Origin of the sequence: Pseudomonas sp. B21-019 (assembly GCF_024749225.1) — a bacterium.
GTDB lineage: Bacteria > Pseudomonadota > Gammaproteobacteria > Pseudomonadales > Pseudomonadaceae > Aquipseudomonas.
In genome coordinates this window covers 2,965,455-2,991,647 of sequence record NZ_CP087193.1, presented here as the reverse complement: position 1 = coordinate 2,991,647, position 26,193 = coordinate 2,965,455, and the positions used below count along the sequence as shown (strand labels likewise).

Genomic DNA, 26,193 nt, shown 5'->3' with positions numbered 1-26,193 from the left:
GTTTCAACCCTATCTCAAATCACGAAACGCGCCACCATTGCGTTCAAATCTACCGCCAGTCGTGACAGTTCATGGGTGGCGGCGCTGGTCTGGTTGGCACCGGCCGCCGACTGGGTGGCCAGGTCGCGGATGTTCACCAGGTTGCGGTCGACTTCACGGGACACCTGGGCCTGTTCTTCCGAGGCGCTGGCGATCACCAGGTTGCGTTCATTGATCAGCTGAATCGATGAAGTGATCTGTTCCAGGGCGACACCCGCCGCACGGGCCATTTCCAGGGTGCTTTGGGTGCGCTGATTGCTTTGCTGCATCGAGGAGACCGCTTCACCGGTGCCGTTCTGAATGCCGGCGACCATTTTCTCGATTTCCTGGGTCGATTGCGCGGTGCGATGGGCCAACGCCCGGACCTCGTCCGCCACCACCGCAAAGCCACGTCCGGCCTCCCCGGCACGGGCGGCTTCGATGGCGGCGTTGAGGGCCAGCAGATTGGTCTGCTCGGCAATGGCGCGGATCACGTCCAGCACTTTGCCGATGTCGCGGCCCTGAGTGGCCAGCCCTTCGATCATCAGTGCAGTGTTTTGCACGTCATGGGTCATGGTCTGGATCGCGTCGACGGTTTCCACCACTCGGTCACGACCTTCACGGGCGGCCTGGGTCGACTGGTTCGAGGCTTCGGACGTCGACACTGCGTTGCGCGCCACTTCTTCCACGGCGGCGGTCATTTCGTTGACGGCGGTGGCGGCTTGTTCGATCTCGTTGTTTTGTTGTTGCAGGCCACGGGACGCTTCCTGGGTCACGGTGCTGAGCTCTTCGGCGGCTGCGCCCAGTTGCGTCGCGGAGCCGGCGATCTGTTCGATGGTCTTGCGCAGGTTCGTCTGCATGGTGGCCAAGGCGCCGAGTAAACGCGCCGGTTCGTCGTTGCCGTCGACTTCGATGACCTTGCTCAGGTTGCCGCTGGCAATGGTTTCGGCCGCAAGCACCGCACGGTTCAGCGGCGTGATGATACTGCGGGTCAACAGCCAGGCCAGCAGCACGGTCATCAGGGCAGCGACCGCCGAGACCACGATGATGCCATTGGTGGCAAAGGCAAACTGCTCTTTGGCCTCGGCATCGGCCGCAGTCGCGCCAGCCTTGTTGATGGCAATCAACTTGTTCAACTGCTCGCCCATCTGATCGGTACCGTCCTTGATCCGGGTGTTGATCAGGTTGAGCATTTCATCCAGTTTGTTCTGCCGCGAAAGCTCCATCATCTCGCGCACCGCTTGCAGGTATTTGTCCAGCGTGGCCGAGAATGTCTTGAATAACGCCGCTTCCTCATCGCCGGCCGGCAATGCCGCATAACCAGCCTGTGCCTGCTTGACCTTGTCCACCAGTACCCCGATCCGGGTTTCTGCTTCTTGCAGGCTCGCGGGCTCACGGTTCACCAGAACCCGGAACGAGAGAATCCGCAGACGCAGCACGTTTTCGGTCATGACACCCAAGAAGCCGACGCTGGGAAGCTGATTGCTTTCCATATCCACAGAGGCCTGTCGGATGATCGACATGCGATTCGCCGCAAACACACCCAACACAATGACCAGCAGGGCAATGAAGGCGAAACCGAGGAAAGCTCGAGGCGCGATTTTCAGATTACGCAGGGACATAGGATGATCTCGGTAATTGAGGCGGCGAGCATCCTTGCCGTAATCACTGGCGGGCGGGCGATGGCGCGCACCTTTCAGTTTGGCGCCACTGTTGTAATAGGTTTGTGTACGCCTATTGGCTGTATCGGCCGGGGTTTAGGATTTTTGCAGGGGGCTGGAGAAATATTTTTCAAACGTGTAGCAGCTGCCGAGCCTGCGAGGCTGCGTTCGGCGGCGAAGCCGTCGTAGATCCTGCAAGCAAGGTTTCCCTGAAACACCGCGTCGCATGATTTCACGACGGTTTCACCGCCGAACGCAGCCTCGCAGGCTCGGCAGCTGCTACTGGGAATGGTGTCAGTTCTGGATTTTGCGGGCGGCCACCCGCCAAACCCGCGCGATATCACTGGCGCGCTCACGCAACAATCGCGGCGCCTCGGCGCAGGCCTGTTCCAGGGTCATTGGCCCGCTCGCCAATGCAAACGCCGCATCGATGCCATGCTCGTACAGAGCCTGATACCCCTCGCCCAAGGTGCCGGCGATGACGATGACCGGCACGCCCTGCTGCCGTGCAATGCGCGCCACGCCAAACGGGGTTTTGCCGCGCAATGTCTGCGCATCGAAACGACCTTCGCCGGTGATTACCAGGTCGGCACCTTTAACCGCCTCGGCCAGCCCCACCAGTTCGGCGACCACTTCCACACCGGCCTGGAATTGCGCGCCGAGAAACGCCTTCGCGGCAAACCCCAGACCACCCGCCGCGCCGCTGCCCGGTTCATCGCGCACATCTTTGTCCAGAGCTTGCGCGCAGAGCTCGGCAAAGTGCCCGAGAGCGAGGTCCAGTTGCTGGACTTGCTCGGGCGACGCGCCTTTCTGCGGGCCGAAAATCGCTGACGCACCCTGCGGGCCGCACAACGGATTATTGACGTCGGCGGCGATGTCGAAGCGCACTGCGGCCAGACGCGGGTCAATGTCGCTCAGATCGAGACGGGCCAGTTGCGCCAGCGCCAGACCACCCGGCGCCACGGTTTGGCCCTGAGCATCCAGCAGCTTCACGCCCAAGGCCTGCATCGCCCCGGCACCGCCGTCGTTGGTGGCGCTGCCGCCAATCGCCAGAATCACCCGTTGCGCCCCGGCATCCAACGCAGCGCGGATCAATTCGCCGGTGCCGAAAGTGCTGCTGGTGCAGGCATCGCGCAGGTTCGGCGGGACCAGTTGCAGGCCACTGGCCTCGGCCATTTCGATGATCGCGGTATGACTCTGCGGCAACCAGCCCCAAGCAGCATCGACCGTGGCGCCCAACGGCCCGCGAACAGGGGTGCGGCGCAGTTCTCCGGCGCACGCGGCCAGAATCGACTCGACCGTGCCTTCGCCACCATCAGCCATCGGGCACTTGAGCAATTGTGCGTCTGGCCAGACCTGCGCCAACCCCAGCGCGATGGCGTCGGCCACACCCTGGGCACTCAGGCTGTCCTTGAACGAATCGGGGGCAATGACGATTTTCATGCGAATTCTCCAGTTCCAATGCGTCCATGCTGCCAGCAGGCCTGAACAATAACGCCGGTCCGCTGCACAAGCGGTCGTGAGGATTATTGTTCAATTTCACAAAATCCTTGCCCGCAGTGTTCGTCGTAGCAGCTGCCGAGCCTGCGAGGCTGCGTTCGGCGGCGCAGCCGTCGTGAAATCATGCGGCGCGGTGTGTCAGGTAAACCGTATTGATAGAATTTACGACGGCTTCGCCGCCGAACGCAGCCTCGCTAGCTCGGCAGCTGCTACGGGACGGTGGTCGGCAGTTCGGTTTGGGGCAGGAGCTGGACACCAAGGTACAGCGCGAGCATTCCGTCCAGTTTCAGCGGGTCGACGCCGCTGAGTTCGGCGATCCGCTCCATGCGATAACGCAAACTGTTGCGGTGGATGCCCAGGGCATCGGCGCAAGCCTGGCTCTGGCCGTCGTGTTCGCACCAACTGCGCAGGGTCGCCAGCAGTTGGCCGTTGCCATCCTTGGCGATGACTTTGTGCAATGGCCGCAGCAGTTCATCCAGCGCATCGTCGTCGCGGTGCCGCCAGAGCATCACCGGCAGCCGATAACGGTTCAGGATCAACAAGCGCGAATGCGGCAACACATCGCGCCCGTAGGCCAGCAAATCGCCGACCCGTCGATAGCAGCGACGCAACCCCGACAAGCCATCGGCCTGCCCGCCCACGGCGATGCGCAAAATGTTCCAGCCCAGGCCATCGAGCTTTTCCAGCAATCGTTCGTTCTCGACCGCAGGCGTCGCCGGGCGGCACCAGAGCAATGAAGATTTGGCCGAACTCACGCACCAACTGTCCGGATAGCGCGACATCAACCAGGCGCTGAGCGCTTCGACGGTCTGGCTCGGGCCGTGTTCGATGCCCAACTCGAACAGATACGGCACCCGCGTCAGCTGCGGCTTGAGCCCCAGTTGCTGCGCTTCGTCCAGCAACCGCGGCGAATCCCCCGCTTCGCTCAGCAGCAACGCCAGTAGATCGTCGCACCGCTGGCGCCGCCATTGCTGCTCGGCCTGCTGATTGCGCTGGCCCACCAGCATCTCGGCGGTCATGCGGACCAGTTCGGCGTAAGTGCGCAATTGCTCCGGCTCGCCGGTGATGCCCAGCACACCAATCAAACGCTGATCGAGCAACAGCGGCAGGTTAATGCCCGGTTGCACGCCCTTGAGATGGATCGCCGTTTGCGCGTCGATCTCCACCACGCGCCCGTTGGCCAGCACCAGTTGCGCGCCTTCGTGACGGGTGTTGATGCGCTCCGGCTCACCGCTGCCGAGAATCAGCCCCTGACTGTCCATGACATTGACGTTGTAGGGCAGGATGGCCATCGCCCGGTCGACGATGTCCTGGGCCAGGTCGTGATCGAGTTCGAACATAGCGGGGATCCTTGAAAACGTGATGGAACGGGTTGTTCAGCCGCACAGGCGTTGGTCGCAAACCCTGTGCTCAGGCACAAAGACAACCACCCAAGGGGTGGCCGAGACTCACCGGGCGATCAACGTTACCCTTGCGTCGCAAAAAATCATAATAAAGAGAGAGCCCGCCATGTCACAGAGCGCCACAGCTACCCTGGCCAACGCTGACGACAAGAACGCCGTCTACAAACGCATTACCCTGCGTTTGATCCCCTTCATCTTCATCTGCTACCTGTTCAACTACCTCGACCGGGTGAACGTCGGGTTTGCCAAACTGCAGATGCTCGACGCGCTGAAATTCAGCGAAACCGTGTACGGCCTCGGTGCCGGGATTTTCTTCATCGGCTACGTCCTGTGCGGCGTACCGAGCAACCTGGCCCTGACCAAGTTCGGCCCACGACGCTGGATCGCGTTGATGATGATGACTTGGGGCACGCTCTCGACGTGCCTGCTGTTCGTCTCCACCCCGACCGAGTTCTACACCCTGCGCCTGTTCACCGGCGCCGCCGAAGCCGGGTTCTTCCCGGGCGTGGTGCTTTACCTCTCGCAGTGGTTCCCGACGTTCCGCCGTGGCCGCATCATGGCGCTGTTCATGTCGGCAATCCCGGTATCGGGCCTGCTGGGCAGCCCGTTTTCCGGCTGGATCCTCAACCACTTCGGCGCAGCCCAGGCCGGTTTGGCCGGCTGGCAGTGGATGTTCCTGCTGCAAGGCATCCCGACCGTGATTCTCGGTGCCCTCGCCTATTTCCTGCTCAGCGACAGTTACGCCAACGCCAAGTGGCTGACCCCGTACGAACGTTCGGTGCTTGAGGCCGACCACGCAGAAGACCTGGCCAGCAAGCCGAAAACCACCACCGACTCCTTGCGGGCAGTGTTCAAGAACCCGGCGATCTGGGCCTTTGGATTGATCTACTTCTGCATCCAGAGCGGTGTTTACGCGATTAACTTCTGGCTGCCGTCGATCATCAAGAACCTGGGTTTCAGCGATAACCTGGTGATCGGCTGGCTCAGCGCGATTCCGTACTTGCTGGCGGCGGTGTTCATGTTGATGGTCGGTCGCTCGGCCGACCTGCGCAAAGAACGCCGCTGGCACCTGGTGGTGCCGATGCTGATGGGTGCAGTCGGCCTGTTGATCGCCGTGAACTTCGCGACCACCCCAGCCATTGCAATCCTCGGCCTGACCCTCGCCACCATGGGCGCCCTCACCGGTTTGCCGATGTTCTGGCCGGTGCCAACGGCGATGCTCAGCGCCGGTGCGGCTGCCGGTGGTTTGGCGTTGATCAACTCGATGGGGCAGATGGCGGGTTTCCTCAGCCCGTATCTGGTGGGTTGGGTCAAGGACAGCACCGGGTCCACCGATGCGGCGTTATACCTGCTGGCGGGCGTGATTGTGTGCGGCAGTTTGCTGGCGTTGCGCATGACCCGGACGTTGCGGGTTTAAGGTGCAGTGAAAACAAAAACGGCCCTCTCGGGCCGTTTCTCATTCCATGCATTCGCAATTGCTTTTGTGGCGAGGGAGCTTGCTCCCGCTGGGTTGCGTAGCGACCCCAAAACCATTCATCCCGGTTACATCAGATAAACCGCATTCGCTGGTATTACGACTGCTGCGCAGCCGAGCGGGAGCAAGCTCCCTCGCCACAATAAGTGCTCTCACCACAGACTTTCGTTAGCCTTGTGGATCGAGGTTATCCAGCACTCGGTTGACGGCCAATTCGCCAAGCATGACCACCGATTGAATCCCCAGCATTATGTTGCGATGTGGCATGTCCATCAGCCCGGCGAACTCGCTGAGCATCATGCTCGCCGATGCCAGGGATTCGCAGGCGTTGACCAGCAGGGTTTCGTTATCGACCTTCTCACCGACATGGTAAATGGTGCTGGGTTTGCGCTTGGTGGCTTTGGGGGTGGGCGGTTTGAGGTAATGATCGAGGGCGCGCTCGGCGGCTTCGTTGAGTTTTTTGGAATCGGGGGTTTCGTAGGGGGAAACGTCGTCCGCTTCTGGTGGATTCGGCGTTGGTTTGAACATAGATGAAACTCCTAAAGCACTTAAAAGGAGCCATCACTCTCGCTACCAAACGAGGGGTGGTGGCCAGACGCAGGTTGGTAGACCGGGCTCTAGGAAAACGGCGCGCCCGAAGGCGCCCTGCGCATGACCACCATAAAGACGAGACGAAAAATCTCAGCAAAAGGTAGTGCTGTGCAAATAGAGACCCGGGCTACCAAACCCGATCGCTGTTTTTCAGCGACAGAGAAACGATATAGCCCAGGCCAAAGATGCACTAGCCGGCGGATTCTGGCGCAGTCGTAGGCAGCGGCGCAAGAATATGTAGCCTGAGTGAGTATCTGGAAATGTCTTTTAAACATCGCCGTTAAACGCTCGCCAGATTTCCTGCCTTGGCATCCAGTTCAATCACCAACCCACCCGGCATCTGCACGAAAACCTGCCAGATCCCGTCTTCCGGCACCTGCGCCACCTGATACGGCAAACCGCTGGCCTGCACCCGTCGCAACACCGTGGCAGCGTCCTCATCGGTGCGAAAGGCAATGTGGCTCAACGCCGGCTCATCGAACGTCGGCTGCTCAATCACATGCACCAGCGCCTGCGCATCCTGATACAACCAGCGTCCGGGGAACGGGAATGGTGGGCGGCGTCCTGGCGCCAATCCCAGCACGGCTAGGAAGGTGTCTTGCAGCGTCTGGCCGTCGGCGGTGTTGAATGCCAGATGATCGAAGGTCCACGTCATGGTCGTCTCCTGCGGCTGTTCATTGATTAGAAGTTCATTGATTAGAGTATCCACGCTTGCCAATCACGAAAAAATCCCGGTATTAAAGAAGGATCTTTAAAGGATTTTTACCAATGAGCTCGATTCTCGACCTGGAGATCTTCGTTCGCACCGCCGACTCCGGCAGCATTTCCGCCGCTGCCCGCGCCCTGGAGCTGACCCCGGCGGCGGCCAGCATCGCCCTCAAACGCCTGGAAACCCGCCTCGGCATCCGCTTGCTGGCCCGTTCCACGCGAAGCATGCGCCTGACCGAAGAAGGCCGGCGTTATTTGGAAAGCGTGCGACTGGCGCTTGCCGCGCTGGCCGAAGGTGAGCAGGCGCTCAAGCAACAAACCCAAGGCTTGAGCGGCGTGCTGCAACTGGCCGCGCCATCGGACTTCGGGCGCAACGTGCTGTTGCCGTGGCTCGACGACTTCAAACGCGAGCATCCGCACATTCAATTTCAGCTACTGCTCAACGATCGCCATGCCGACCTGTTCCGCGAGACGGTCGATGTGGCTCTGCGCTTCGGTGTGCCGAGTGACTCGACGTTGGTGGCGCTGCCGATTCTGCCACGGCATCGCCGCGTGGCCTGCGCCAGCCCCGAATATCTGGCCCGGTGCGGCGTGCCGTTAACCCCGGCGGAACTGAGCGAACACAGCGCCCTGCTCTACCTACGCGATGGCCGGCCCTACAACCAATGGCGTTTCAGCCGTGGCGATGAAGTGATGGAGGTTCAGGTGCACGGCGACTACCTCAGCGACGACGGCGAAGTTGCCCGCCGCTGGGCCCTGGCCGGGCATGGCATCGCCTATAAGGCTTGGCTCGACGTCGCCGCCGATGTGCTGGCCGGGCGCCTGGTAACGCTGTTCGATGGCTGGCAAGGCGAAAGCGTGCCGTTCAATTTGCTGTGCCCGCATCGGGTGCAGGTGTCGGAACGGGTAAAAGTGCTGCAAGCGTTTTTGCAGGAGCGTTGTGAGGCATTGCGCCGATAATTCAGATTGCTCCGCGCTGCGGTTCTTGGTATTTGATTGAAGCTTTCTCACCGGTAAAAGGATTTCGTCATGAGCTATCGCACGCTGGGTCATTCGGGTTTACAGGTGTCGACCCTCACATTGGGCACCATGATGTTCGGCGAACAGACCAGCACCGAAGATTCCCTGCGGATCATCGGCAAGGCCTGGGACCAGGGCATCAACTTCATCGACACCGCGGACGTGTACACCAATGGACGTTCCGAAGAGATCGTCGGCGAAGCGATCGCCAGCCACCGCCACGAATGGGTGCTCGCCACCAAGGTCGGCTTCGGTCCAGTGGACGGTGTGCCGAACCGCAGCGGTTTGAGCCGCAAGCACTTGTTCAATGGCATCGACGCCAGCCTGACGCGGTTGGGCACCGATTATCTGGACATCTATTACCTGCACCGCGAAGACCACAATACGCCGCTGGAAGTTACGGTGTCGGCCATCGGCGATCTGATTCGTCAGGGCAAGATCCGCTACTGGGGCCTGTCGAACTACCGTGGTTGGCGTATCGCCGAAGTGATTCGTTTGGCCGACAAACTCGGCGTCGACAGGCCGGTGATCAGCCAGCCGCTGTACAACATCGTCAACCGCCAGGCGGAAACCGAGCAGATCACCGCCGCGCAAAACTATGGCCTCGGCGTGGTGCCTTACAGTCCGCTGGCGCGCGGTGTGCTCAGCGGCAAGTACGCGCCGGATGTGACACCGGACGCCAACAGCCGCGCCGGTCGCCAGGACAAACGCATCCTGGAAACCGAATGGCGGGTCGAGTCTTTGCGCATTGCCCAGCAGATCCAGCAATACACCCGGGACCGTGGCGTGGGCATCGTCGAGTTCGCCATCGCCTGGGTGTTGAACAACAGCGCCGTCACCTCGGCCATCGTCGGTCCGCGCACCGAAGAACAATGGGACGGATACACCAAGGCGCTGGCGGTGAAAATCACGGCGGAAGATGAAGCCTTTATCGATTCGCTGGTGACACCGGGGCATGCGTCGACACCGGGGTTCAATGATGTGAGCCATTTTATGCCGGGACGCAAACCGCGTACGGCTTGAGATTTATCGCGACCAGGCTCGATTTGTGTCCATTCCGGTCGTGTAGGAGCTGCCGCAGGCTGCGATCTTTTGATTTTTGAAGGGCAAGATCAAAAAATCGCAGCCTGCGGCAGCTCCTACAGGGGTCAGCGATGTTGAAAATATCGATCACTTGGCCAATATTCAGCACAAAAACCACGTATCCTGCGCGCCCCGTTTGACCTTCAACCCGCGAGGACAGTTTGTCTAAAGGTATCGCTCTATCGGTCACAGCCTCGATGCTGTTTGCCGTCATGTATTACTACACCTCACTGCTCTCCCCCTTGAGTGGCGTGGAGATTTTCGGTTGGCGGATGTTGCTGACCGCGCCCTGCATGACCGTGTTCATGGTGGTGTCCGGCGAATGGAAACGCGTGGTCGAGATTCTTCGGCGGCTGGCCGCCAAACCGAAGTTGCTCATCGCCCTGATCGGCTCGGCAGTGCTGCTGGGCCTGCAACTCTGGTTGTTCATGTGGGCGCCACTCAACGGCTATAGCCTTGACGTGTCGCTGGGGTATTTCCTGTTGCCGCTGTCCATGGTCCTCACCGGGCGAATCGTCTATGGCGAGCGCCTTTCCTACCTGCAGAAAATAGCCGTGTTCTTCGCCAGCCTCGGCGTGCTCAACGAGTTGTATCAGGTCGGCGGTTTTTCCTGGGCGACCCTGCTGGTGGTGATCGGCTATCCGATCTATTTCATCCTGCGCAAACGCCTGGCCACGGACAACCTTGGCGGGCTCTGGCTGGACATGGCGTTGATGCTGCCGGTGGCGTTCTGGTTCGTGCAGGGAGGTGAACAAGGTTTTGGCGTGTTCGATCAACATCCGTGGCTGTCGCTGTTGATTCCCCTGCTCGGGGTGATCAGCGCTTCGGCGCTGGTGGTCTACATCATTGCCAGCCGGCTGCTGCCGTTCAGCCTGTTCGGGTTGTTGAGTTACGTCGAGCCCGTGCTGTTGCTGGGCGTTGCGTTGCTGTTGGGGGAAAGCATCAAGGCCGGCGAATGGCTGACCTACATTCCGATCTGGCTGGCGGTGGTGGTGTTGGTGTTTGAGGGATTCAAGCATTTGATGCGTCATCGACGTTCATGACGCAAAAGATCGCAGCCTGCGGCAGCTCCTACAGGTGAGTGTTCATCCACAAATATCGCGGCGAACACAGTCAATGTAGGAGCTGCCGAAGGCTGCGATCTTTTGATCTAAAAAAGCCCGGTCAAACGACCGGGCTTTTCTACAACTGGAACGGCTTAATCGGTGGAGAGCACACCGCGACGAACCTGGTCGCGCTCGATGGATTCGAACAGAGCCTTGAAGTTGCCTTCGCCGAAACCATCGTCGCCTTTACGCTGGATGAACTCGAAGAACACCGGCCCCATCAGGGTTTCCGAGAAAATCTGCAGCAGCAGACGCTTGTCGCCCGGCTCGGACGAACCGTCCAGCAAGATGCCCCGTGCTTGCAGTTGATCAACCGGCTCGCCGTGGTTCGGCAAACGGCCTTCGAGCATTTCATAGTAGGTGTCCGGCGGCGGCGTCATGAAGCGCATGCCGATTTTCTTCAGGCGGTCCCAGGTATCGATCAGGTTATCGGTGAGGAACGCCACGTGCTGGATGCCCTCGCCGTTGAACTGCATCAGGAACTCTTCGATCTGCCCGGCGCCCTTGGACGACTCTTCGTTCAGCGGGATGCGGATCATGCCGTCCGGCGCGGTCATCGCTTTGGATGTCAGGCCGGTGTATTCGCCTTTGATGTCGAAGTAACGGATTTCGCGGAAGTTGAACAGCTTCTCGTAGAAGTTGGCCCAGTAGGCCATGCGACCGCGATACACGTTGTGGGTCAGGTGGTCGATGATCTTCAGACCGGCGCCGACCGGGTTGCGGTCCACACCTTCGATGAACACGAAGTCGATGTCGTAGATCGAGCTGCCTTCACCGAAACGGTCGATCAGGTACAGCGGCGCGCCGCCGATGCCTTTGATCGCCGGCAGGTGCAATTCCATCGGACCGGTTTCGATGTGGATCGGCTGGGCGCCGAGTTCCAGGGCACGCTTGTAGGCCTTTTGCGAATCCTTGACCCGGAACGCCATGCCGCACACCGACGGGCCGTGCTCGGCCGCGAAGTACGAGGCCACGCTGTGGGGTTCGTTGTTGAGGATCAGGTTGATCGAGCCCTGGCGATACAGGTGCACGTCTTTGGAACGGTGGGTCGCGACCTTGGTGAAGCCCATGATCTCGAAGATCGGCTCCAGGGTGTTCGGGGTCGGCGATGCGAATTCGATGAACTCAAAGCCCATCAGGCCCATTGGGTTTTCGTATAAATCTGCCATTTTGGCGCCTCATCATGCTTTTAGAATTAACGGATCGTTAGTTGCTAGCAATGCTGAGACCGGCGGGTGGCGCGCAGGAGATGCCCCTCACGCTGCGGGCGAGGAAGTCACCGTAGATCAATTGGAACCCAAATATCTTCATTGTCGACCCAAGGCTCTTGCGGGCGAGGCTTCTGCTGCCAGAAGACGATTATTCTTATATGCGTAACCGGATTCTACACAGCGTAAATCAGTTTGTCCGCCTTCTTATACAATCCCCTTTTTCGCGGCCTGCGCAAGCGGTTTGTTGCACAGGAAAATCCCCGCCAGGATCAGCCCGCCGCCCAGGCACATCGCCAGTGTCAGCTGTTCGCCCAACAACAACGCGCCGAGAAGAACAGCAGTCAAAGGGTTCAAGGCGATGAACACGCCCGAGCGTGTCGCGCCGATTTTGCGGATGCCGTCGTAATAACCAATGTAGGCCAACGCCGAACCCAGCACGCCCAGGTACATCAGGCTCAACCATTGTTGCGCGCCGAGCCCGGTGAGCGCCGCGACACTCAACTCGCCCCGCACGGCGCTGGTCACCCAGAGCATCAGCGTGCCGAGCAAAATCGAGTACGTCACCGTCTGCACCGGCCCCAGTGTTTGATTCAGGCCTTTTGAGAACAGCGAATAGATGCCCCAGCCGAGCACGCAGCCGAAGATCAACAAGTCGCCAATCCAGGCATCGGCATCGCCGGCCAGTAACTGCGGATTGCGGCTGACGATCACCAGGCTGGCGCCAGCAATGCAGATCGCAATACCGACCACTTTCGCCCGACTCAGCCGCTCCTTGAACAGCAGCCACGACGCCAGGCCGATCACCGCTGGATTCAACGCTACGATCAATGATGCCCGAGACGCGTTGATGTAATGCAACCCGTAAAAGAAGCACAGGTTGTAGAAGAAAATCCCGAAGAATCCCAACAGCGCCAATTGCAACCATTGCCTGGGGCTGGGCCGCATCAAGGGCACCCGCGCCAGCAGCAGGAACAACAGCAACGCCACGCTCGCCAGCAGGAACCGCAGACTCGCAGCGAATAACGGACTGAGGCTGTCGGCCAGAAACCGCCCGGCGACGAACGTCCCGCCCCAGATCATGGTGACCGCCGCCAGTTTCAGATAAACCGGCACATCCGAAGAGTTCACAAGGGTCTGTTCACACGCAGTCATAAGTCTCCACCGCCAGAAATCGGGCATGTGGCGTATCATTCGACTAATGATCGATCATCGTAAAATGAGTAAAAACTCATGACCCTCACTCAACTCGAGATTTTCTCGCTGGTGGCCGAACTGCGCGGCTTCACGGCGGCCGCCCATCGTTTGGAGATTTCCCAGTCTGCGGTCTCCCACGCACTCAAGTCGCTGGAACAGGAATTGGGCGTCGAACTGCTGCGTCGGCATCAGTCCCAGGTCGAGCTCAGTGATATCGGCCAGCAGCTATTACTGCGCGCTCGGGCGATGCTCGGGTTGGCCAACACTTTGCGTCAGGAGGCGGCCGATTCACGCGGGATGAAAACCGGCACTCTGCGTATAGGCTCGTTCGGCCCGACCTCATCGATCAAGCTGCTGCCGAGGATCTTGCAGCACTACCGCGCTGCACACCCGGGCATCGAGGTTCACATCGACGAAGGCCCGGACCGCCAGGTGCTCCAATGGCTGGAAGAGCGGCGTATCGATATTGGTTTCGTGGTGTTACCCCAGGAACGTTTTGACACGATTGCACTGATCGAAGATCAGATGGTCGCGCTGCTGCCTGCCGATCATGCACTGGCCGGTCGCGACAGCGTGAGTTTGATCGACTTGTGCCACGACCCTTTTGTGCTGACCGAGGCCGGGTCTTCGGAGCTGGTGTCGCGCCTGTTCAATGCGGCGCGATTGACGCCGAACATTCGGTATCGCTGCTCGCAGTTGCTCAGCACGCTGGACACGGTAGCTCGTGGCGACGCCCTGACCGTGGTCGCCGAAGGCTCACTGCCCGATGGCGACCACAGCCGCTACGTGAAAAAGCCACTGTCACCCCCCATCAGCCGCCAGGTTGGTCTGGCGGTGCTCGATCAGCGTCAGTCATCCCCCGCGACGCTGGCCTTTATTAAACTGGCCTCAAGATTGATTAAAGGTTGAGCGGCATAAGGGCCGATAGCCAACTATCATGGCTGAACTCTTTTGGGAGGCATGTCGACCTGCCAACCTTTGAGAGCCCTCTTTTATCGCGATGGATTTGCGAATGCCACTGAACGTCAAAAGTCGCCGCAAGCGTGGCACCCGGATCACTGTGACTGTTTTGAGCGGATTGCTCCCGGTGTTGCTGGGAGTCGCCATTCTCTATCTGCAGGCTGAACGTACCCTCAAGCAGAGTACTGAACTGACTGGCGAAGAATCCATTCGCCAGTTCGAACTGATGCTCGACAACACCGCCCAAGCGGCGCAGGAGCTCCTGCCGCTGGCTGGCAAAAACTGCAATGACGTCAAACTGGCCTTGCGCGAACAAGTTACGCGCCGGCCCTTCGTGCGCTCGACCAACCTGGTGTGGGACGACAACCTCTATTGCAGTTCGTTGTTCGGTGAATATCAGGAAAAGGTCAATCCCGGCGACTACACCCAAGGCCAGTTATGGCTCATGAACGGCAACCCCGTCACGCCCAATACCGCGCTGTTGGTGTATCGGCTCAGCGAAGGAAATAAAGGGGCATTGACCACGCTGAACGGTTATCACCTGAGCAACGAATTGCGCCTGATCGGCCGCAAGACATTACTGTTGCTACAAGTCGGTCCCAACTGGTTGTCTGCCGACGGCAAAGTTCACGAGGACGCCCCGCCCGCCTTGCCGGTAGCACAAAGTACGCTGACGTCCTCGCGTTATGCCTTTACGGTGGCCGCAGGTTTCCCCGAAGGAGAAACCTGGCGTTACATGCGTAGTGAATACCCGCCACTGTTCAGTCTGTTGATGTTCTTCGGCCTGGTGTCAGGTTCGATCGGGCATGTGCTGCAGAAGCGCTCGATGTCGCCCAGCCGTGAAATGCAGCGGGCGCTGGAGGCAGCAGAATTCATTCCTTACTTTCAGCCCGTGGTGCATGGCGACAATAAACTGTGGTCCGGCACCGAAGTATTGATGCACTGGAAACATCCCAGGGAAGGCCTGGTGCGTCCGGATCTGTTCATCCCGTTTGCCGAACATTCCGGTCTGATCGTGCCGATGACCCGCTCGCTGATGCAACAGACCGCCACATTGCTGGCGCCCTTGTCGGCATCGTTCGAGGGGCCATTCCACATTGGCATCAACATCACCGCCAGTCATTGCCGGGATCTTGCGCTTGTCGAAGACTGCCGTGAATTCCTCAGTGCCTTTGCACCGGGCAGTGTCCATTTAGTGCTGGAGTTGACCGAGCGCGAACTGGTCGAACCGACAGCCATTACCCTGCAGTTGTTCGAACAGCTTCGCGCGCTGGGCGTGATGATCGCCATCGACGACTTTGGCACCGGCCATTCAAGCCTCGGTTACTTGCGTCAGTTCAATGTGGACTTCCTGAAAATCGACCAGAGCTTTGTCGCCATGATCGGTGTCGATGCCCTCTCCCGGCACATTCTGGACAGCATCATCGAACTCTCGGCCAAACTCGATCTGGGTATCGTCGCTGAAGGTGTGGAAACCGAGGAGCAAAGTGACTATTTGACCGCCCATGGCGTGAACTTTCTGCAAGGTTATCTGTTCGGTCGACCGATGCCCGGAGCAGAATTCATTAGTGCATTAAGTGATCATTAACTAGCCACGTTAAGCGCCGAGATCATGATGATGCGCACCAAATTGAATCAAAAGACTACTCTTGTTACATGAAGAAAAAGTCAGGATTTACTCTTGGCCATTTAACTACTACAATTTTTCATACCTGTGCAAAATCGGCAGGCGTACCATTATCACCGAGTCGCTTCAAGGCTCTTGGCTTATAGCTTTGTTTGCGGTTGGTTTCAGCCAAACACACTATTGGAGTAAAGATATTGTCCAGACTCGCTGAATTCCGTGCAGCTGAAAAGGCCCTTCAAGAACAGCTCAAGCAGTTGGAATCGCTGAAGAACGATGCCGGGCTCAAGAAAGAAATCGAATTCGAAGAAAAGCTCCAGGGGCTGATGAAAACCTACGGTAAGAGCCTGCGCGACATCATCGCCATCCTCGACCCGCACCCGGCGAAATCCGGCCTGCAGCAGGCAACAGCCCCTAAAACCCGCCGCGCTCGCGTAGTCAAGGTTTATCAGAACCCGCACACCGGTGAACTGATTGAAACCAAGGGCGGCAACCACCGCGGCCTGAAAGCCTGGAAGGAACAATACGGTGCAGCCACCGTTGACTCCTGGCTGCGTGCCTAAGCGCTCACGGTAATAAAAAAAGCCCTGCCAATGCAGGGCTTTTTCATGGATGCCGTCTAAAATGCGACGATAGTCGCCGATCAACTCGCTATAGACTTACTAACTTTGTGCTTAATCCGTTTGGCTATCTAAAAATCCGGGCCATGCTCAAAAGCGTGGGCGCAGAAACCTTAAACTAAAGTTTCAAGCTGTTTCGAGCTGCCTCTATGTCGCCCTGACTTGCCTTATAAACCTCAGCCTGCCCCGCGCAGGAAAGAACATAGGCTTTATCGCCGTCCACTGCGGCGACCAATGTTTGAGACAACACATGTCGACCGTTCTGGGTAATGGTGCAGGTAGTTTCCAGCGCCGATAACCGGCTCAAGGCAGTAGGATGAATTTTGTTGCAGACGCTCTGATAGCCGCCCTGAAAAAAGTCCTTCTGCACGGACTTGCGCATTTCCAGTAACACACCTTCCAGATTCACCTGATGACCGCTTTCCACTTGAGTCATGGTCAACTCCATCACCATTACCGGTGTCCCGTCCTGGTCGTTTTTTACCGCGCGCTGCCGGGAAACCTGAGGCTTGGCCTCGTCTTGCGGAACGGTCTCGACAGTCCATCCATTGGGCCAGGTCACGACCGGAGCTTCTGCATCAGCACGGGTAACACCTGAAAGCAGACACATCAGGATGAACATCAATTGACAGGGTCGGATCATTGTAATGAACACTCACGGATTGAGCCGCGAAGTCTGAGCTTCACTCGCCCGGCAGGCAAGCCTGCGGTTTTGGTTTGGTGATGCCTGGGCCCTTGCGTATCATTGTGAACATTCTTGGAATTTCCGGAGGGCCCATGAGCCTGCACGAACTCAATACATTTCCTGGTGTGACCGCCCAACCTGACACCGCCACCCAGAAGTTCGTCTTCAACCACACCATGCTGCGGGTCAAGGACATCACCCGGTCGCTGGATTTCTACACCCGCGTCCTGGGTTTCTCGCTGGTGGAAAAGCGTGATTTCCCGGAAGCCGAGTTCAGCCTGTACTTCCTGGCGCTGGTCGATAAAAACCAGATCCCGGCCGATGCCGCTGCCCGCACCGAGTGGATGAAATCGATCCCCGGCATTCTCGAACTGACCCACAACCACGGCACCGAGAACGACGCGGATTTCGCCTACCACAACGGCAACACCGACCCGCGCGGCTTCGGCCATATCTGCATCTCGGTGCCAGACATCCGCGCCGCGTGCGAACGTTTTGAAGCCCTGGGCTGCGATTTCCAGAAACGCCTGAATGACGGTCGCATGAAGAGCCTGGCGTTCATCAAGGACCCGGATGGCTACTGGGTCGAAATCATTCAGCCGGCACCGTTGTAAGAAGATCGCAGCCTTCGGCAGCTCCTACAAAAGCCAAGCCAGGCTCGATTCTGTAGGAGCTGCCGCAGGCTCGGGCCGCGTTCGGACGATCTTTTGATCCACCCACAAAAAACCCCATGATCACTCATGGGGTTTTGTGTTTTCAGGGGCGGCGTTTATGCCGGCGCCGAAGTTCGGATCAAGTGATCGAATGCGCTCAGGGAAGCCTTGGCGCCCTCGCCTACTGCAATCACGATCTGCTTGTACGGCACGGTGGTCACGTCGCCGGCCGCGAACACGCCGGGGATCGACGTCTCACCACGGGCATCGACGATGATCTCGCCGCGCGGCGACAGCTCGATGGTGCCTTTGAGCCAATCGGTATTAGGCAACAGACCGATCTGCACAAAGATCCCTTCCAGCTCGACAGTGCGCAACTCATCCGACTGACGATCCTTGTAGCGCAGGCCGTTGACCTTCTGGCCATCACCGGTCACTTCAGTGGTTTGCGCACTGGTGATCACGGTGACGTTCGGCAGGCTGTGCAACTTGCGCTGCAACACCGCATCGGCACGCAGTTGCACGTCGAACTCCAGCAGGGTTACGTGGGACACGATCCCGGCCAGGTCGATGGCCGCTTCGACGCCGGAGTTGCCGCCACCGATCACCGCCACACGCTTGCCTTTGAACAGCGGACCGTCACAGTGCGGGCAGTACGCCACGCCCTTGTTGCGGTATTGCTGCTCACCCGGAACGTTCATTTCACGCCAGCGCGCGCCGGTGGCGAGGATCACGGTCTTGGCTTTCAAGGACGCGCCGCTGGCGAAGTGGATTTCGTGCAGCTCGCCATTTTTGCCCGGCACCAGTTTGTCGGCGCGCTGCAGGTTCATGATGTCCACGTCGTACTGCTTGACGTGTTCTTCCAGGGCCACGGCCAGTTTCGGCCCTTCGGTTTCCTGTACGGAGATGAAGTTCTCGATGGCCATGGTGTCGAGCACCTGGCCACCAAAACGTTCAGCCGCCACGCCGGTGCGAATGCCTTTACGAGCGGCGTAAATTGCCGCTGAAGCACCGGCCGGGCCACCGCCGACGACCAGCACGTCAAAGGCTTGTTTGGCGCTGATCTTCTCGGCCTGACGCTCGATGCCGCTGGTGTCGATCTTGGCGAGGATTTCTTCCAGACCCATGCGACCTTGGCCAAAGTTCACACCGTTCAGGTAAACGCTTGGCACGGCCATGATCTGGCGCTCGTCAACTTCGGTCTGAAACAGCGCGCCGTCGATGGCAACGTGGCGGATGTTCGGGTTCAGCACGGCCATCAGGTTCAGCGCCTGAACCACATCCGGGCAGTTCTGGCAGGACAGCGAGAAGTAAGTCTCGAAGTTGAACTCGCCTTTGAGCGAGCGGATCTGCTCGATAACGTCGGCACTGGCTTTCGATGGGTGGCCGCCGACTTGCAGCAAGGCCAGCACCAGCGATGTGAATTCGTGGCCCATCGGGATGCCGGCGAAACGCAGGCTGATATCGGCTCCCGGGCGATTGATCGAGAACGATGGTTTACGCGCATCGTTACCGTTGTCGAGCAAAGTAATCTGGGTGGAAAGACTGGCAACGTCTTTGAGTAACGCGAGCATTTCCTGGGATTTCGCACCGTCGTCGAGGGATGCAACGATCTCGATCGGCTGGGTGACCCGTTCCAGGTACGATTTCAACTGGGCTTTAAGATTGGCGTCCAACATACGGGCGATTTCCATGTATTTGTTAAAAAGAAGTCGAAAAAAAACGCCCGAGCGAATCTCGCCCGGGCGTTTTTATAGGGCGGTGCAGCTTACTTAGGAGGTGCGGAGTTCCGCCCTGATGAAGCGCGTCACAGACTTAGATCTTGCCGACCAGGTCCAGGGACGGAGCCAAAGTGGCTTCGCCTTCTTTCCACTTGGCTGGGCACACTTCGCCCGGGTGAGCAGCGACGTATTGAGCGGCCTTGATTTTGCGCAGCAGTTCGGAAGCGTCACGACCTACACCGCCATCGTTGAGTTCAACGATTTTGATCTGGCCTTCAGGGTTGATCACGAAGGTGCCACGGTCAGCCAGGCCAGCTTCTTCGATCAGCACGTCGAAGTTGCGGGAGATGACATGAGTCGGGTCGCCGATCATGGTGTACTGGATTTTGCCGATGGCTGGCGAAGTGTTGTGCCAGGCAGCGTGGGCAAAGTGGGTATCGGTGGAAACGCTGTAAATCTCGACGCCCAGTTTTTGGAACTCGGCGTAGTTGTCAGCCAGGTCTTCCAGTTCGGTCGGGCAAACAAAGGTGAAGTCAGCTGGGTAGAAGAAAACGACCGACCACTTGCCTTTCAGGTCAGCGTCCGACACGTGTACGAAGTCGCCGTTTTTGAAGGCGTTAGCTTTGAACGGTTTAACTTGGCTGTTGATGATAGGCATCGGTGACTCTCCGTCAGGGGTTAAGAAGTTGATGTGGTGAATCCTACCCACCCGATCGCCGGTTGGCTCATTGGCAAACCTGATGCTGCTGATTTGTTTTCGCTATTAGCCGAGCGTATTAATAGAAGAAAACGTGATCTACAGCGCCAACGGCTTTTCAGCGATTCGGGTCATCCCGAGAAACGGGCTGGCTTCAACATAGCGCATGGCTGACTTCATATCCTTCCAGCCCACGTAATTCATCAACGACTTCAAATCCCAACCGCTCTGATGGGCCCAGGTGGCGAAGCCACGACGCAGGGAGTGACTGGTGTAGTGCTCGGCCGCAATGCCGGCGCGCTCCAGTGCCTGGCGCAGCAACGGGATCACGCTATTGGCGTGCAAGCCCTCCTCGCTCAAATGGCCCCAGCGATCGATGCCACGAAACACGGGGCCACGGACCAACACGGCTTCGGTCATCCATTCGATATAGGCCTGCACCGGACACAGGCGCTGCAAGGCGGGTGCCTGGTAAGTCTGCCCGAGGTTCTCGCGATCGCTCTTGCTGCGTGGCAGGTAGAGGGTGATGCCTGAGCCGGCGCTGGCTTGTACATGCTCAATCTGCAGGCGGCACAGCTCATCGCTACGAAAACCACGCCAGAAGCCCAGCAGGATCAACGCGGTGTCGCGCTTGGCTCTCAGCAATCCCGCTCGATCGCCCTGCGCCCTTGCGGATTGCGCTTCCTGCTCCAGCCAGGCGATCACTTGCTCCAGATGCTGCAACTGCAACGGCTCAGCCTGTTTTTCCTGGGCCGGGTGCAACGCGCGAATGCCTTTGAACACTTTGCGCACCACGGGCGCCTTGGTCGGATCGGCGAAACCCTGGCTGTTGTGCCACTGGGCTAGCGCGGACAAGCGCAACTTCAAGGTATTGATCGACAGCACGCCCGCATGTGCAACCAGGTATCGCGCAACGCTATCGCTGGTCGCCGGCAGGAACCCGCCCCAACTGACTTCGAAATGCTCGATGGCCGCACGATAGCTGCGACGGGTGTTGTCGCGGGTAGCGGCTTGCAGGTAGCGATCCAGATCGGTCATGGGCTCAGTGCTCGAAAACGTACCGCGTTGGCGATTGAAAACCCGGTCTACAGCTGATCACACGGGGTAATACCAGTATATCCCGTATGAGTTATCACAAGTTTTTAACTTTATTCACGGCATGGTACATTGCTCATATTAGTGGTACGTACCACAGTATCAAATCGTAGGAGAACACATGGCACGTGGCGGCGTAAACAAGGCACTGGTGCAAGCGGCACGCTCGGCAATCCTCGCCCGGGGCGAACACCCGAGCATCGACGCAGTGCGGATCGAAATGGGCAATACCGGCTCGAAAACCACGATTTATCGCTATCTGAAAGAGCTCGATGACGGTGCCGAACCCGCGCCAGCACCTTCCGAACCGATCGATGATGAGCTGACAGCGCTGGTGGCGCGGCTGGCGCAACGCCTGAAAGAACAGGCGCAAGAACCCATCGACCAGGCACGCGCGCAGTTCGAGCAACAACGAAAAGAACTGGAAACCCAGCTGCACGAGGCCCGCGAGGCCAATACCGAATTGCAGCAGCAATACGAAATTCAAAGCCTGGCGCTGACCCAGGAATCGGCGGAACTGCACGACACCCGCTCGATGCTGCAAACCGAGCAAACCCGCAACGCCGGATTGAACCAGGCATTGGCGGATTTCGAATTGCGCTTGCAGGACAAGGACGAGCAGATCCGCTCGCTGGAAGAAAAACACCTGCACGCCCGTGAAGCGCTGGAGCACTATCGCAACGCCGTCAAAGATCAGCGCGAGCAGGAACAGCGACGCCATGAAGGCCAGGTACAACAGATTCAGATGGAGTTGCGTCAGGCCCAGCAAAGCGCTCTGGTACGCCAGGATGAAATCACCCAACTGCATCGCGACAACGAGCGTTTACTGACCGAAAACCGGGGCACGCTGCGGGAGTTGAGCCTGTTGCAGGAGCAACTCAAGCACACCAACAGCCGACAGGATCAGTTACTGGAACAGGTCACCCGCATCGACAGCGAACGCACCCTCCTCCAGGAACGCTTGCGCATTGCCTTGCTGGAAAGCCAGTCGCTCAAGCAGAACATTGACGAGCAGTCGCACATCAACAAAGCGCTGGAAGTTGAAATGATCAAGTTGCAGGCAAGCCTGGATGAAAGCGTGCGCCTGGCCGCTGTCGTTGCGACAGCGCCAGACACATCAGCGCCACAGAAGAACGATTAACCCGCGACCGGCGTGCGCATGGTGACGAACTCTTCGGCGGCGGTCGGATGCACGCCGATGGTTTCGTCGAAGTCGCGCTTGGTCGCGCCCGCTTTCAGGGCGATCGCCAACCCTTGCACGATCTCACCAGCGTCCGGGCCGACCATGTGGCAACCCAGGACCTTGTCGGTCTTGGCGTCCACCACCAGTTTCATCAAGGTGCGTTCCTGGCATTCGGTCAGGGTCAGCTTCATCGGCCGGAAACGGCTTTCGAAGATCACCACATCGTGCCCGGCCTCGCGCGCTTCTTCTTCAGTCAGCCCGACAGTGCCGATGTTCGGCAAGCTGAACACGGCAGTCGGGATCATCTTGTAATCCACCGGGCGATATTGCTCAGGCTTGAACAAGCGCCGCGCCACGGCCATGCCTTCGGCCAGAGCAACCGGCGTGAGTTGTACCCGACCAATCACATCACCGAGGGCCAGGATCGACGGTTCTGCGGTTTGATACTGTTCATCGACCTCGACAAAACCTTTCTTGTCGAGTTTGACTCCAGTGTTTTCCAACCCCAGGTTGTCGAGCATCGGACGCCGACCGGTGGCGTAGAACACGCAATCCGCCTCCAGCTCACGACCATCCTTGAGCGTCGCCTTCAGACTGCCATCGGCCTGTTTATCGATACGCTCGATGTCGGCATTGAATTGCAGGTCCATGCCGCGCTTGGTCAACTCTTCCTGCAAATGTTTGCGCACTGCGCCGTCGAAGCCACGCAGGAACAGATCACCGCGATACAGCAGCGTGGTCTCGGCGCCCAGCCCGTGGAAAATCCCGGCAAACTCCACCGCAATGTAACCACCACCGACCACCAGAACGCGCTTGGGCAGCTCTTTAAGGAAGAACGCCTGGTTGGAGCTGATGGCATGCTCGTGCCCCGGAATCTCCGGGATCTGCGGCCAGCCACCGGTGGCAATCAAGATGTTTTTGGCGGTGTAACGCTCGCCATTGATCTCGACCTGATGCGGATCGACGATTTTCGCGTGACCTTCATGCAAGGCCACACCACTGTTGACCAGCAAATTGCGATAAATACCGTTCAGGCGATTGATCTCGCGATCCTTGTTGGCGATCAGCGTCGCCCAGTCGAACGTTGCTTCACCCGGAGTCCAGCCAAAACCTTGCGATTGCTCGAAGTCTTCGGCGAAGTGCGCGCCGTACACCAGCAGTTTTTTCGGCACACAGCCAACGTTCACACACGTACCGCCCAGATAGCGGCTCTCGGCCACGGCGACTTTCGCACCAAAACCGGCCGCAAACCGCGCAGCCCGCACACCGCCAGAACCGGCACCAATCACATATAGGTCAAAATCGTAGGCCATTTCTATCTCCTCGGCAGGACACCAGCATACCTGCGAGCGCCCTTTGGGCAAGCGTTGCAAACTATTTGGGGCCGAAAAATGAAAAAGCCACCCGAAGGTGGCTTTTCAGTACAAGCAGGTCAGGCGCTATCAGTAAGCCTTGCCAGTCTTGTAGAAGTTCTCGAAGCAGAAGTTGGTCGCGTCGATGTAGCCTTCGGCGCCACCGCAGTCGAAACGCTTGCCTTTGAACTTGTAGGCCATGACGCAGCCGTTTTGCGCTTGCTTCATCAGGGCGTCGGTGATCTGGATTTCGCCGCCCTTGCCTGGCTCGGTCTGTTCGATCAGGTCGAAGATGTCCGGGGTCAGGATGTAACGGCCGATGATCGCCAGGTTCGACGGTGCATCTTCAGGTTTTGGCTTCTCGACCATGCTGTGAACGCGATAGATGTCGTCGCGAATCATCTCGCCGGCAATCACGCCATACTTGTTGGTTTCTTGAGGATCGACTTCCTGGATGGCCACGATCGAGCAGCGGAACTGCTTGTACAGCTTGACCATCTGGGTCAGTACGCCGTCGCCTTCGAGGTTGACGCACAAGTCGTCCGCCAGTACTACGGCGAAAGGTTCGTCGCCAATCAGTGGACGACCGGTCAGGATCGCGTGGCCCAGGCCTTTCATTTCGGTCTGGCGAGTGTAGGAGAACGAGCACTCGTCGAGCAGTTTACGGATGCCGACCAGGTATTTCTCCTTGTCAGTGCCCTTGATCTGGTTTTCCAGCTCGTAGCTGATGTCGAAGTGGTCTTCCAGGGCGCGTTTGCCGCGGCCGGTAACGATGGAGATTTCGGTCAACCCGGCATCCAGTGCTTCTTCGACGCCGTACTGGATCAGTGGCTTGTTTACCACCGGCAGCATTTCTTTGGGCATGGCTTTAGTCGCTGGCAGGAAGCGAGTACCGTAACCGGCTGCTGGGAACAAGCATTTCTTGATCATATAAGTCCTTGAAAGGGCTGTGTGTACGAGTTTCGGCGCAGTCTAATCAGGCGGCGTGCACCTTACAATGCCCCGCACTGGCTAACCGACGCCATCATAGAGAAATATTCTGATGGATAGTTCCGCAGATAAGCTGCACAACCTCTTATAGATAGCAGAGATCGACGATCTGCGCGGCCATCAGTCTAGCGACAATCTGCCCCACCCTACACCCATCGGCACCCGTTGAGGGCATTTGACGCTATCATTGCGCACCTGAACCAGCCAACGAGGCAGATAGATGTCGGCAGCAAAAAGCGTCAACGGGTACCTGATCAATCAGGCGAAAGACGGCCAGTGGTGGATAGACAGCGTCGGCGGCGAGAATATTGCCGGGCCGTTCCCTACAGAAGCGTTGGCGATTGAAGTGGCATCGGTGTTGCAGGATCAACCCGCAGCACCCAAGCGGCGCGGCAAGGACAAGCCTTGAGCTGAACCTGGCGCGACCGCAGCCCTGTCTTTGCACAGGGCTTTTTTGTGAATGCCTGCAACGAAGTGGCCAATCGCTATAACCTTTCGTTGCAGCCGCTGTCATAGCGTTTAGCCCCCATCACTGACGACGACCACGACATGAAAAAATTCTTGCCACTGATTGCGGTACTGGCCCTGAGTGGCTGCGCCACGTCCGAAACGACTTACCTGAAAAATGGCGAGCAAGGCCTGACCATCGACTGCTCCGGAGAAGCCAACGCCTGGGCCAGTTGCTACGAAAAAGCCGATGCCTCTTGCGCCGGCACCGGCTATCGGATTGTCGGTACCGACGGTACACCTTCGACCAAGGAAAGCGACAAAACCCTGGGCGTCGACGTCGGCAATTACAAGAACCGCAGTGTGGTGGTGGTCTGCAAGTAGGGCACCCAATGCCCTACATATGGATTTCGGCGAACTTGATCCCGAGCCCGCGTACGGTCTCGATCAAATCGTCGAGGCGGCTGAAGGACTCGACTTCATCGTTGTCATCCACCAGGAAAAAACTGCGCCCGGCGCTTTTCTTGAAAAATACGATCCACTCCCCCGGATTCGCCGGGTTCTGAATCACATGGGTGGCAGAGATATGACCCTCTGCGTGGCGCTCCCGCACCTGCTCTCGTTTCATGCTCGACTCCAGAAATGACAATGCCGTCAAAGTGCGACTTTGACGGCATCGATGCTGACCGGGGGTAGTCTATCAGCCGGAAATGCACGCGGTGGCGGCATTGCGTACATCCCATGGGCGCAACGGCACATTGGAGATGCGCTCATGCAGCTTGATGCTGCTGCCACCGGAGCGGTCTTCAATATCAAACACCGCTGCCGGCCCCGAGGAGAACTTCTGCGGCACAATAACCCGCATGCCATCCTTTTGCGGCTCGACTTGCAAGGCCCCACGGCTACTGGCCAACTTCTCGGTCAGGCACTGGGCGTACTCATGGGGTTTCTTGCCTGAAATCACGTTCATGGTAGGCAACGACGCAGTGATGTCCGAGACCGTCGCACATCCACCCACTGCCAATGCAAACGGTACGACCAGAACACCCCATTTCATATGAAACCTCCGATAAAGACCCTCCGACAGCACAAATGCTGTTTTTCTCCAAGGCTCCCTGCTTTTATCGCTCATAGAATTCCAAATAACTGTTTTTAATTGTCAAAGCGGACCCCGACAGCCAGATAATAACCTGTTCG

Annotated in this window: 26 protein-coding genes; 11 read left to right on the top strand and 15 right to left on the bottom strand. The window is 58.5% G+C overall.

Going from position 1 to position 26,193, the window contains the following annotated elements; genetic code table 11:
* Positions 1–14: 14 nt before the first annotated feature.
* The 3 genes from LOY36_RS13450 to LOY36_RS13440 all read right to left on the bottom strand — a co-directional run bounded on the left by LOY36_RS13450 (position 15) and on the right by LOY36_RS13440 (position 4,519).
* Positions 15–1,640, bottom strand: coding sequence for a methyl-accepting chemotaxis protein (locus LOY36_RS13450; RefSeq protein WP_258673990.1), 1,626 nt, complete (start codon positions 1,638–1,640; stop codon positions 15–17).
* 333 nt (positions 1,641–1,973) lie between these two features.
* Positions 1,974–3,122, bottom strand: coding sequence for a glycerate kinase (locus LOY36_RS13445; protein WP_258673989.1), 1,149 nt, complete (start codon positions 3,120–3,122; stop codon positions 1,974–1,976).
* Positions 3,123–3,388: 266 nt separating this feature from the next.
* Positions 3,389–4,519, bottom strand: a complete 1,131-nt coding sequence (locus tag LOY36_RS13440) for a sugar diacid recognition domain-containing protein (RefSeq protein WP_258673988.1) — start codon at positions 4,517–4,519, stop codon at positions 3,389–3,391.
* 169 nt (positions 4,520–4,688) lie between these two features.
* Between LOY36_RS13440 and LOY36_RS13435 the strand changes: the two genes are divergently transcribed.
* Positions 4,689–5,999: an MFS transporter gene (locus LOY36_RS13435; RefSeq protein ID WP_258673984.1), complete on the top strand. Its 1,311-nt coding sequence runs from the start codon at positions 4,689–4,691 to the stop codon at positions 5,997–5,999.
* A gap of 225 nt (positions 6,000–6,224) precedes the next feature.
* Here LOY36_RS13435 and LOY36_RS13430 read toward each other — a convergent pair whose 3' ends face one another.
* Together LOY36_RS13430 and LOY36_RS13425 are read right to left on the bottom strand one after the other, a co-directional pair.
* On the bottom strand, positions 6,225–6,584 hold the full coding sequence (locus tag LOY36_RS13430) for a DUF6124 family protein (RefSeq protein ID WP_258673983.1): 360 nt from the start codon (positions 6,582–6,584) through the stop codon (positions 6,225–6,227).
* Between the two features lie 343 nt (positions 6,585–6,927).
* A complete protein-coding gene (locus tag LOY36_RS13425) occupies positions 6,928–7,302 on the bottom strand; it encodes a hypothetical protein (RefSeq protein ID WP_258673982.1) in 375 nt (124 codons plus the stop codon).
* A 113-nt stretch (positions 7,303–7,415) separates the two neighbouring features.
* On the opposite strand from LOY36_RS13425, the gene LOY36_RS13420 reads away from it, so the two are divergent.
* The 3 genes from LOY36_RS13420 to rarD all read left to right on the top strand — a co-directional run bounded on the left by LOY36_RS13420 (position 7,416) and on the right by rarD (position 10,501).
* The gene (locus LOY36_RS13420; protein ID WP_258673981.1) at positions 7,416–8,315 is read left to right on the top strand and encodes a LysR family transcriptional regulator; all 900 of its coding nucleotides are present in this window, start codon (positions 7,416–7,418) and stop codon (positions 8,313–8,315) included.
* Positions 8,316–8,384: 69 nt separating this feature from the next.
* Positions 8,385–9,398, top strand: a complete 1,014-nt coding sequence (locus tag LOY36_RS13415; RefSeq protein WP_258673980.1) for an aldo/keto reductase — start codon at positions 8,385–8,387, stop codon at positions 9,396–9,398.
* Between the two features lie 221 nt (positions 9,399–9,619).
* On the top strand, positions 9,620–10,501 hold the full coding sequence (gene rarD / locus LOY36_RS13410) for an EamA family transporter RarD (protein WP_026345864.1): 882 nt from the start codon (positions 9,620–9,622) through the stop codon (positions 10,499–10,501).
* Positions 10,502–10,656: 155 nt separating this feature from the next.
* Here the strand turns inward: rarD and hppD are convergent, their stop codons facing one another.
* Positions 10,657–11,733, bottom strand: a complete 1,077-nt coding sequence (gene hppD, locus LOY36_RS13405) for a 4-hydroxyphenylpyruvate dioxygenase (RefSeq protein WP_007935668.1) — start codon at positions 11,731–11,733, stop codon at positions 10,657–10,659.
* 246 nt (positions 11,734–11,979) lie between these two features.
* A complete protein-coding gene (locus tag LOY36_RS13400; RefSeq protein WP_258673979.1) occupies positions 11,980–12,927 on the bottom strand; it encodes a DMT family transporter in 948 nt (315 codons plus the stop codon).
* A 78-nt stretch (positions 12,928–13,005) separates the two neighbouring features.
* Here LOY36_RS13400 and LOY36_RS13395 point away from each other — a divergent pair, with 78 nt between their 5' ends.
* The 3 genes from LOY36_RS13395 (at position 13,006) to LOY36_RS13385 (ending at position 16,116) form a co-directional block, all read left to right on the top strand.
* Positions 13,006–13,878: a LysR family transcriptional regulator gene (locus LOY36_RS13395; RefSeq protein ID WP_019649620.1), complete on the top strand. Its 873-nt coding sequence runs from the start codon at positions 13,006–13,008 to the stop codon at positions 13,876–13,878.
* Between the two features lie 103 nt (positions 13,879–13,981).
* On the top strand, positions 13,982–15,517 hold the full coding sequence (locus tag LOY36_RS13390; RefSeq protein ID WP_258673978.1) for an EAL domain-containing protein: 1,536 nt from the start codon (positions 13,982–13,984) through the stop codon (positions 15,515–15,517).
* A gap of 233 nt (positions 15,518–15,750) precedes the next feature.
* The gene (locus LOY36_RS13385; RefSeq protein WP_007935661.1) at positions 15,751–16,116 is read left to right on the top strand and encodes a histone-like nucleoid-structuring protein, MvaT/MvaU family; all 366 of its coding nucleotides are present in this window, start codon (positions 15,751–15,753) and stop codon (positions 16,114–16,116) included.
* A 175-nt stretch (positions 16,117–16,291) separates the two neighbouring features.
* Here the strand turns inward: LOY36_RS13385 and LOY36_RS13380 are convergent, their stop codons facing one another.
* The gene (locus tag LOY36_RS13380; protein ID WP_258673977.1) at positions 16,292–16,816 is read right to left on the bottom strand and encodes a DUF4946 domain-containing protein; all 525 of its coding nucleotides are present in this window, start codon (positions 16,814–16,816) and stop codon (positions 16,292–16,294) included.
* 134 nt (positions 16,817–16,950) lie between these two features.
* Here LOY36_RS13380 and gloA point away from each other — a divergent pair, with 134 nt between their 5' ends.
* Complete coding sequence (gene gloA / locus LOY36_RS13375; protein ID WP_007935657.1) at positions 16,951–17,472, top strand: lactoylglutathione lyase; 522 nt, start codon at positions 16,951–16,953, stop codon at positions 17,470–17,472.
* Positions 17,473–17,627: 155 nt separating this feature from the next.
* On the opposite strand, the gene ahpF is transcribed toward gloA, so the two are convergent.
* From ahpF to LOY36_RS13360, 3 genes are all read right to left on the bottom strand, one after another.
* Entirely contained in the window at positions 17,628–19,190 is a 1,563-nt protein-coding gene (gene ahpF, locus LOY36_RS13370) for an alkyl hydroperoxide reductase subunit F (RefSeq protein WP_258673974.1), read from the bottom strand.
* A 136-nt stretch (positions 19,191–19,326) separates the two neighbouring features.
* Positions 19,327–19,890, bottom strand: coding sequence for an alkyl hydroperoxide reductase subunit C (gene ahpC, locus LOY36_RS13365; RefSeq protein ID WP_007935654.1), 564 nt, complete (start codon positions 19,888–19,890; stop codon positions 19,327–19,329).
* Between the two features lie 138 nt (positions 19,891–20,028).
* Complete coding sequence (locus tag LOY36_RS13360; protein ID WP_258673971.1) at positions 20,029–20,967, bottom strand: site-specific integrase; 939 nt, start codon at positions 20,965–20,967, stop codon at positions 20,029–20,031.
* Between the two features lie 178 nt (positions 20,968–21,145).
* Between LOY36_RS13360 and LOY36_RS13355 the strand changes: the two genes are divergently transcribed.
* The gene (locus LOY36_RS13355) at positions 21,146–22,165 is read left to right on the top strand and encodes a DNA-binding protein (protein WP_258673969.1); all 1,020 of its coding nucleotides are present in this window, start codon (positions 21,146–21,148) and stop codon (positions 22,163–22,165) included.
* Here the strand turns inward: LOY36_RS13355 and gorA are convergent.
* Complete coding sequence (gene gorA / locus LOY36_RS13350; RefSeq protein ID WP_019651594.1) at positions 22,162–23,520, bottom strand: glutathione-disulfide reductase; 1,359 nt, start codon at positions 23,518–23,520, stop codon at positions 22,162–22,164. The two genes, LOY36_RS13355 and gorA, sit on opposite strands and share 4 nt — an antisense overlap.
* 129 nt (positions 23,521–23,649) lie before the next feature.
* Positions 23,650–24,489: a UTP--glucose-1-phosphate uridylyltransferase GalU gene (gene galU, locus LOY36_RS13345; protein ID WP_003182953.1), complete on the bottom strand. Its 840-nt coding sequence runs from the start codon at positions 24,487–24,489 to the stop codon at positions 23,650–23,652.
* A gap of 280 nt (positions 24,490–24,769) precedes the next feature.
* On the opposite strand from galU, the gene LOY36_RS13340 reads away from it, so the two are divergent.
* Together LOY36_RS13340 and LOY36_RS13335 are read left to right on the top strand one after the other, a co-directional pair.
* Positions 24,770–24,958, top strand: a complete 189-nt coding sequence (locus LOY36_RS13340) for a hypothetical protein (protein ID WP_007935646.1) — start codon at positions 24,770–24,772, stop codon at positions 24,956–24,958.
* 140 nt (positions 24,959–25,098) lie between these two features.
* Positions 25,099–25,380: a hypothetical protein gene (locus LOY36_RS13335; protein WP_019578791.1), complete on the top strand. Its 282-nt coding sequence runs from the start codon at positions 25,099–25,101 to the stop codon at positions 25,378–25,380.
* A 13-nt stretch (positions 25,381–25,393) separates the two neighbouring features.
* On the opposite strand, the gene LOY36_RS13330 is transcribed toward LOY36_RS13335, so the two are convergent.
* A complete protein-coding gene (locus LOY36_RS13330) occupies positions 25,394–25,624 on the bottom strand; it encodes a hypothetical protein (RefSeq protein WP_007935641.1) in 231 nt (76 codons plus the stop codon).
* Between the two features lie 72 nt (positions 25,625–25,696).
* Complete coding sequence (locus LOY36_RS13325) at positions 25,697–26,053, bottom strand: hypothetical protein (protein WP_019651595.1); 357 nt, start codon at positions 26,051–26,053, stop codon at positions 25,697–25,699.
* Between the last annotated feature and the right edge of the window lie 140 nt (positions 26,054–26,193).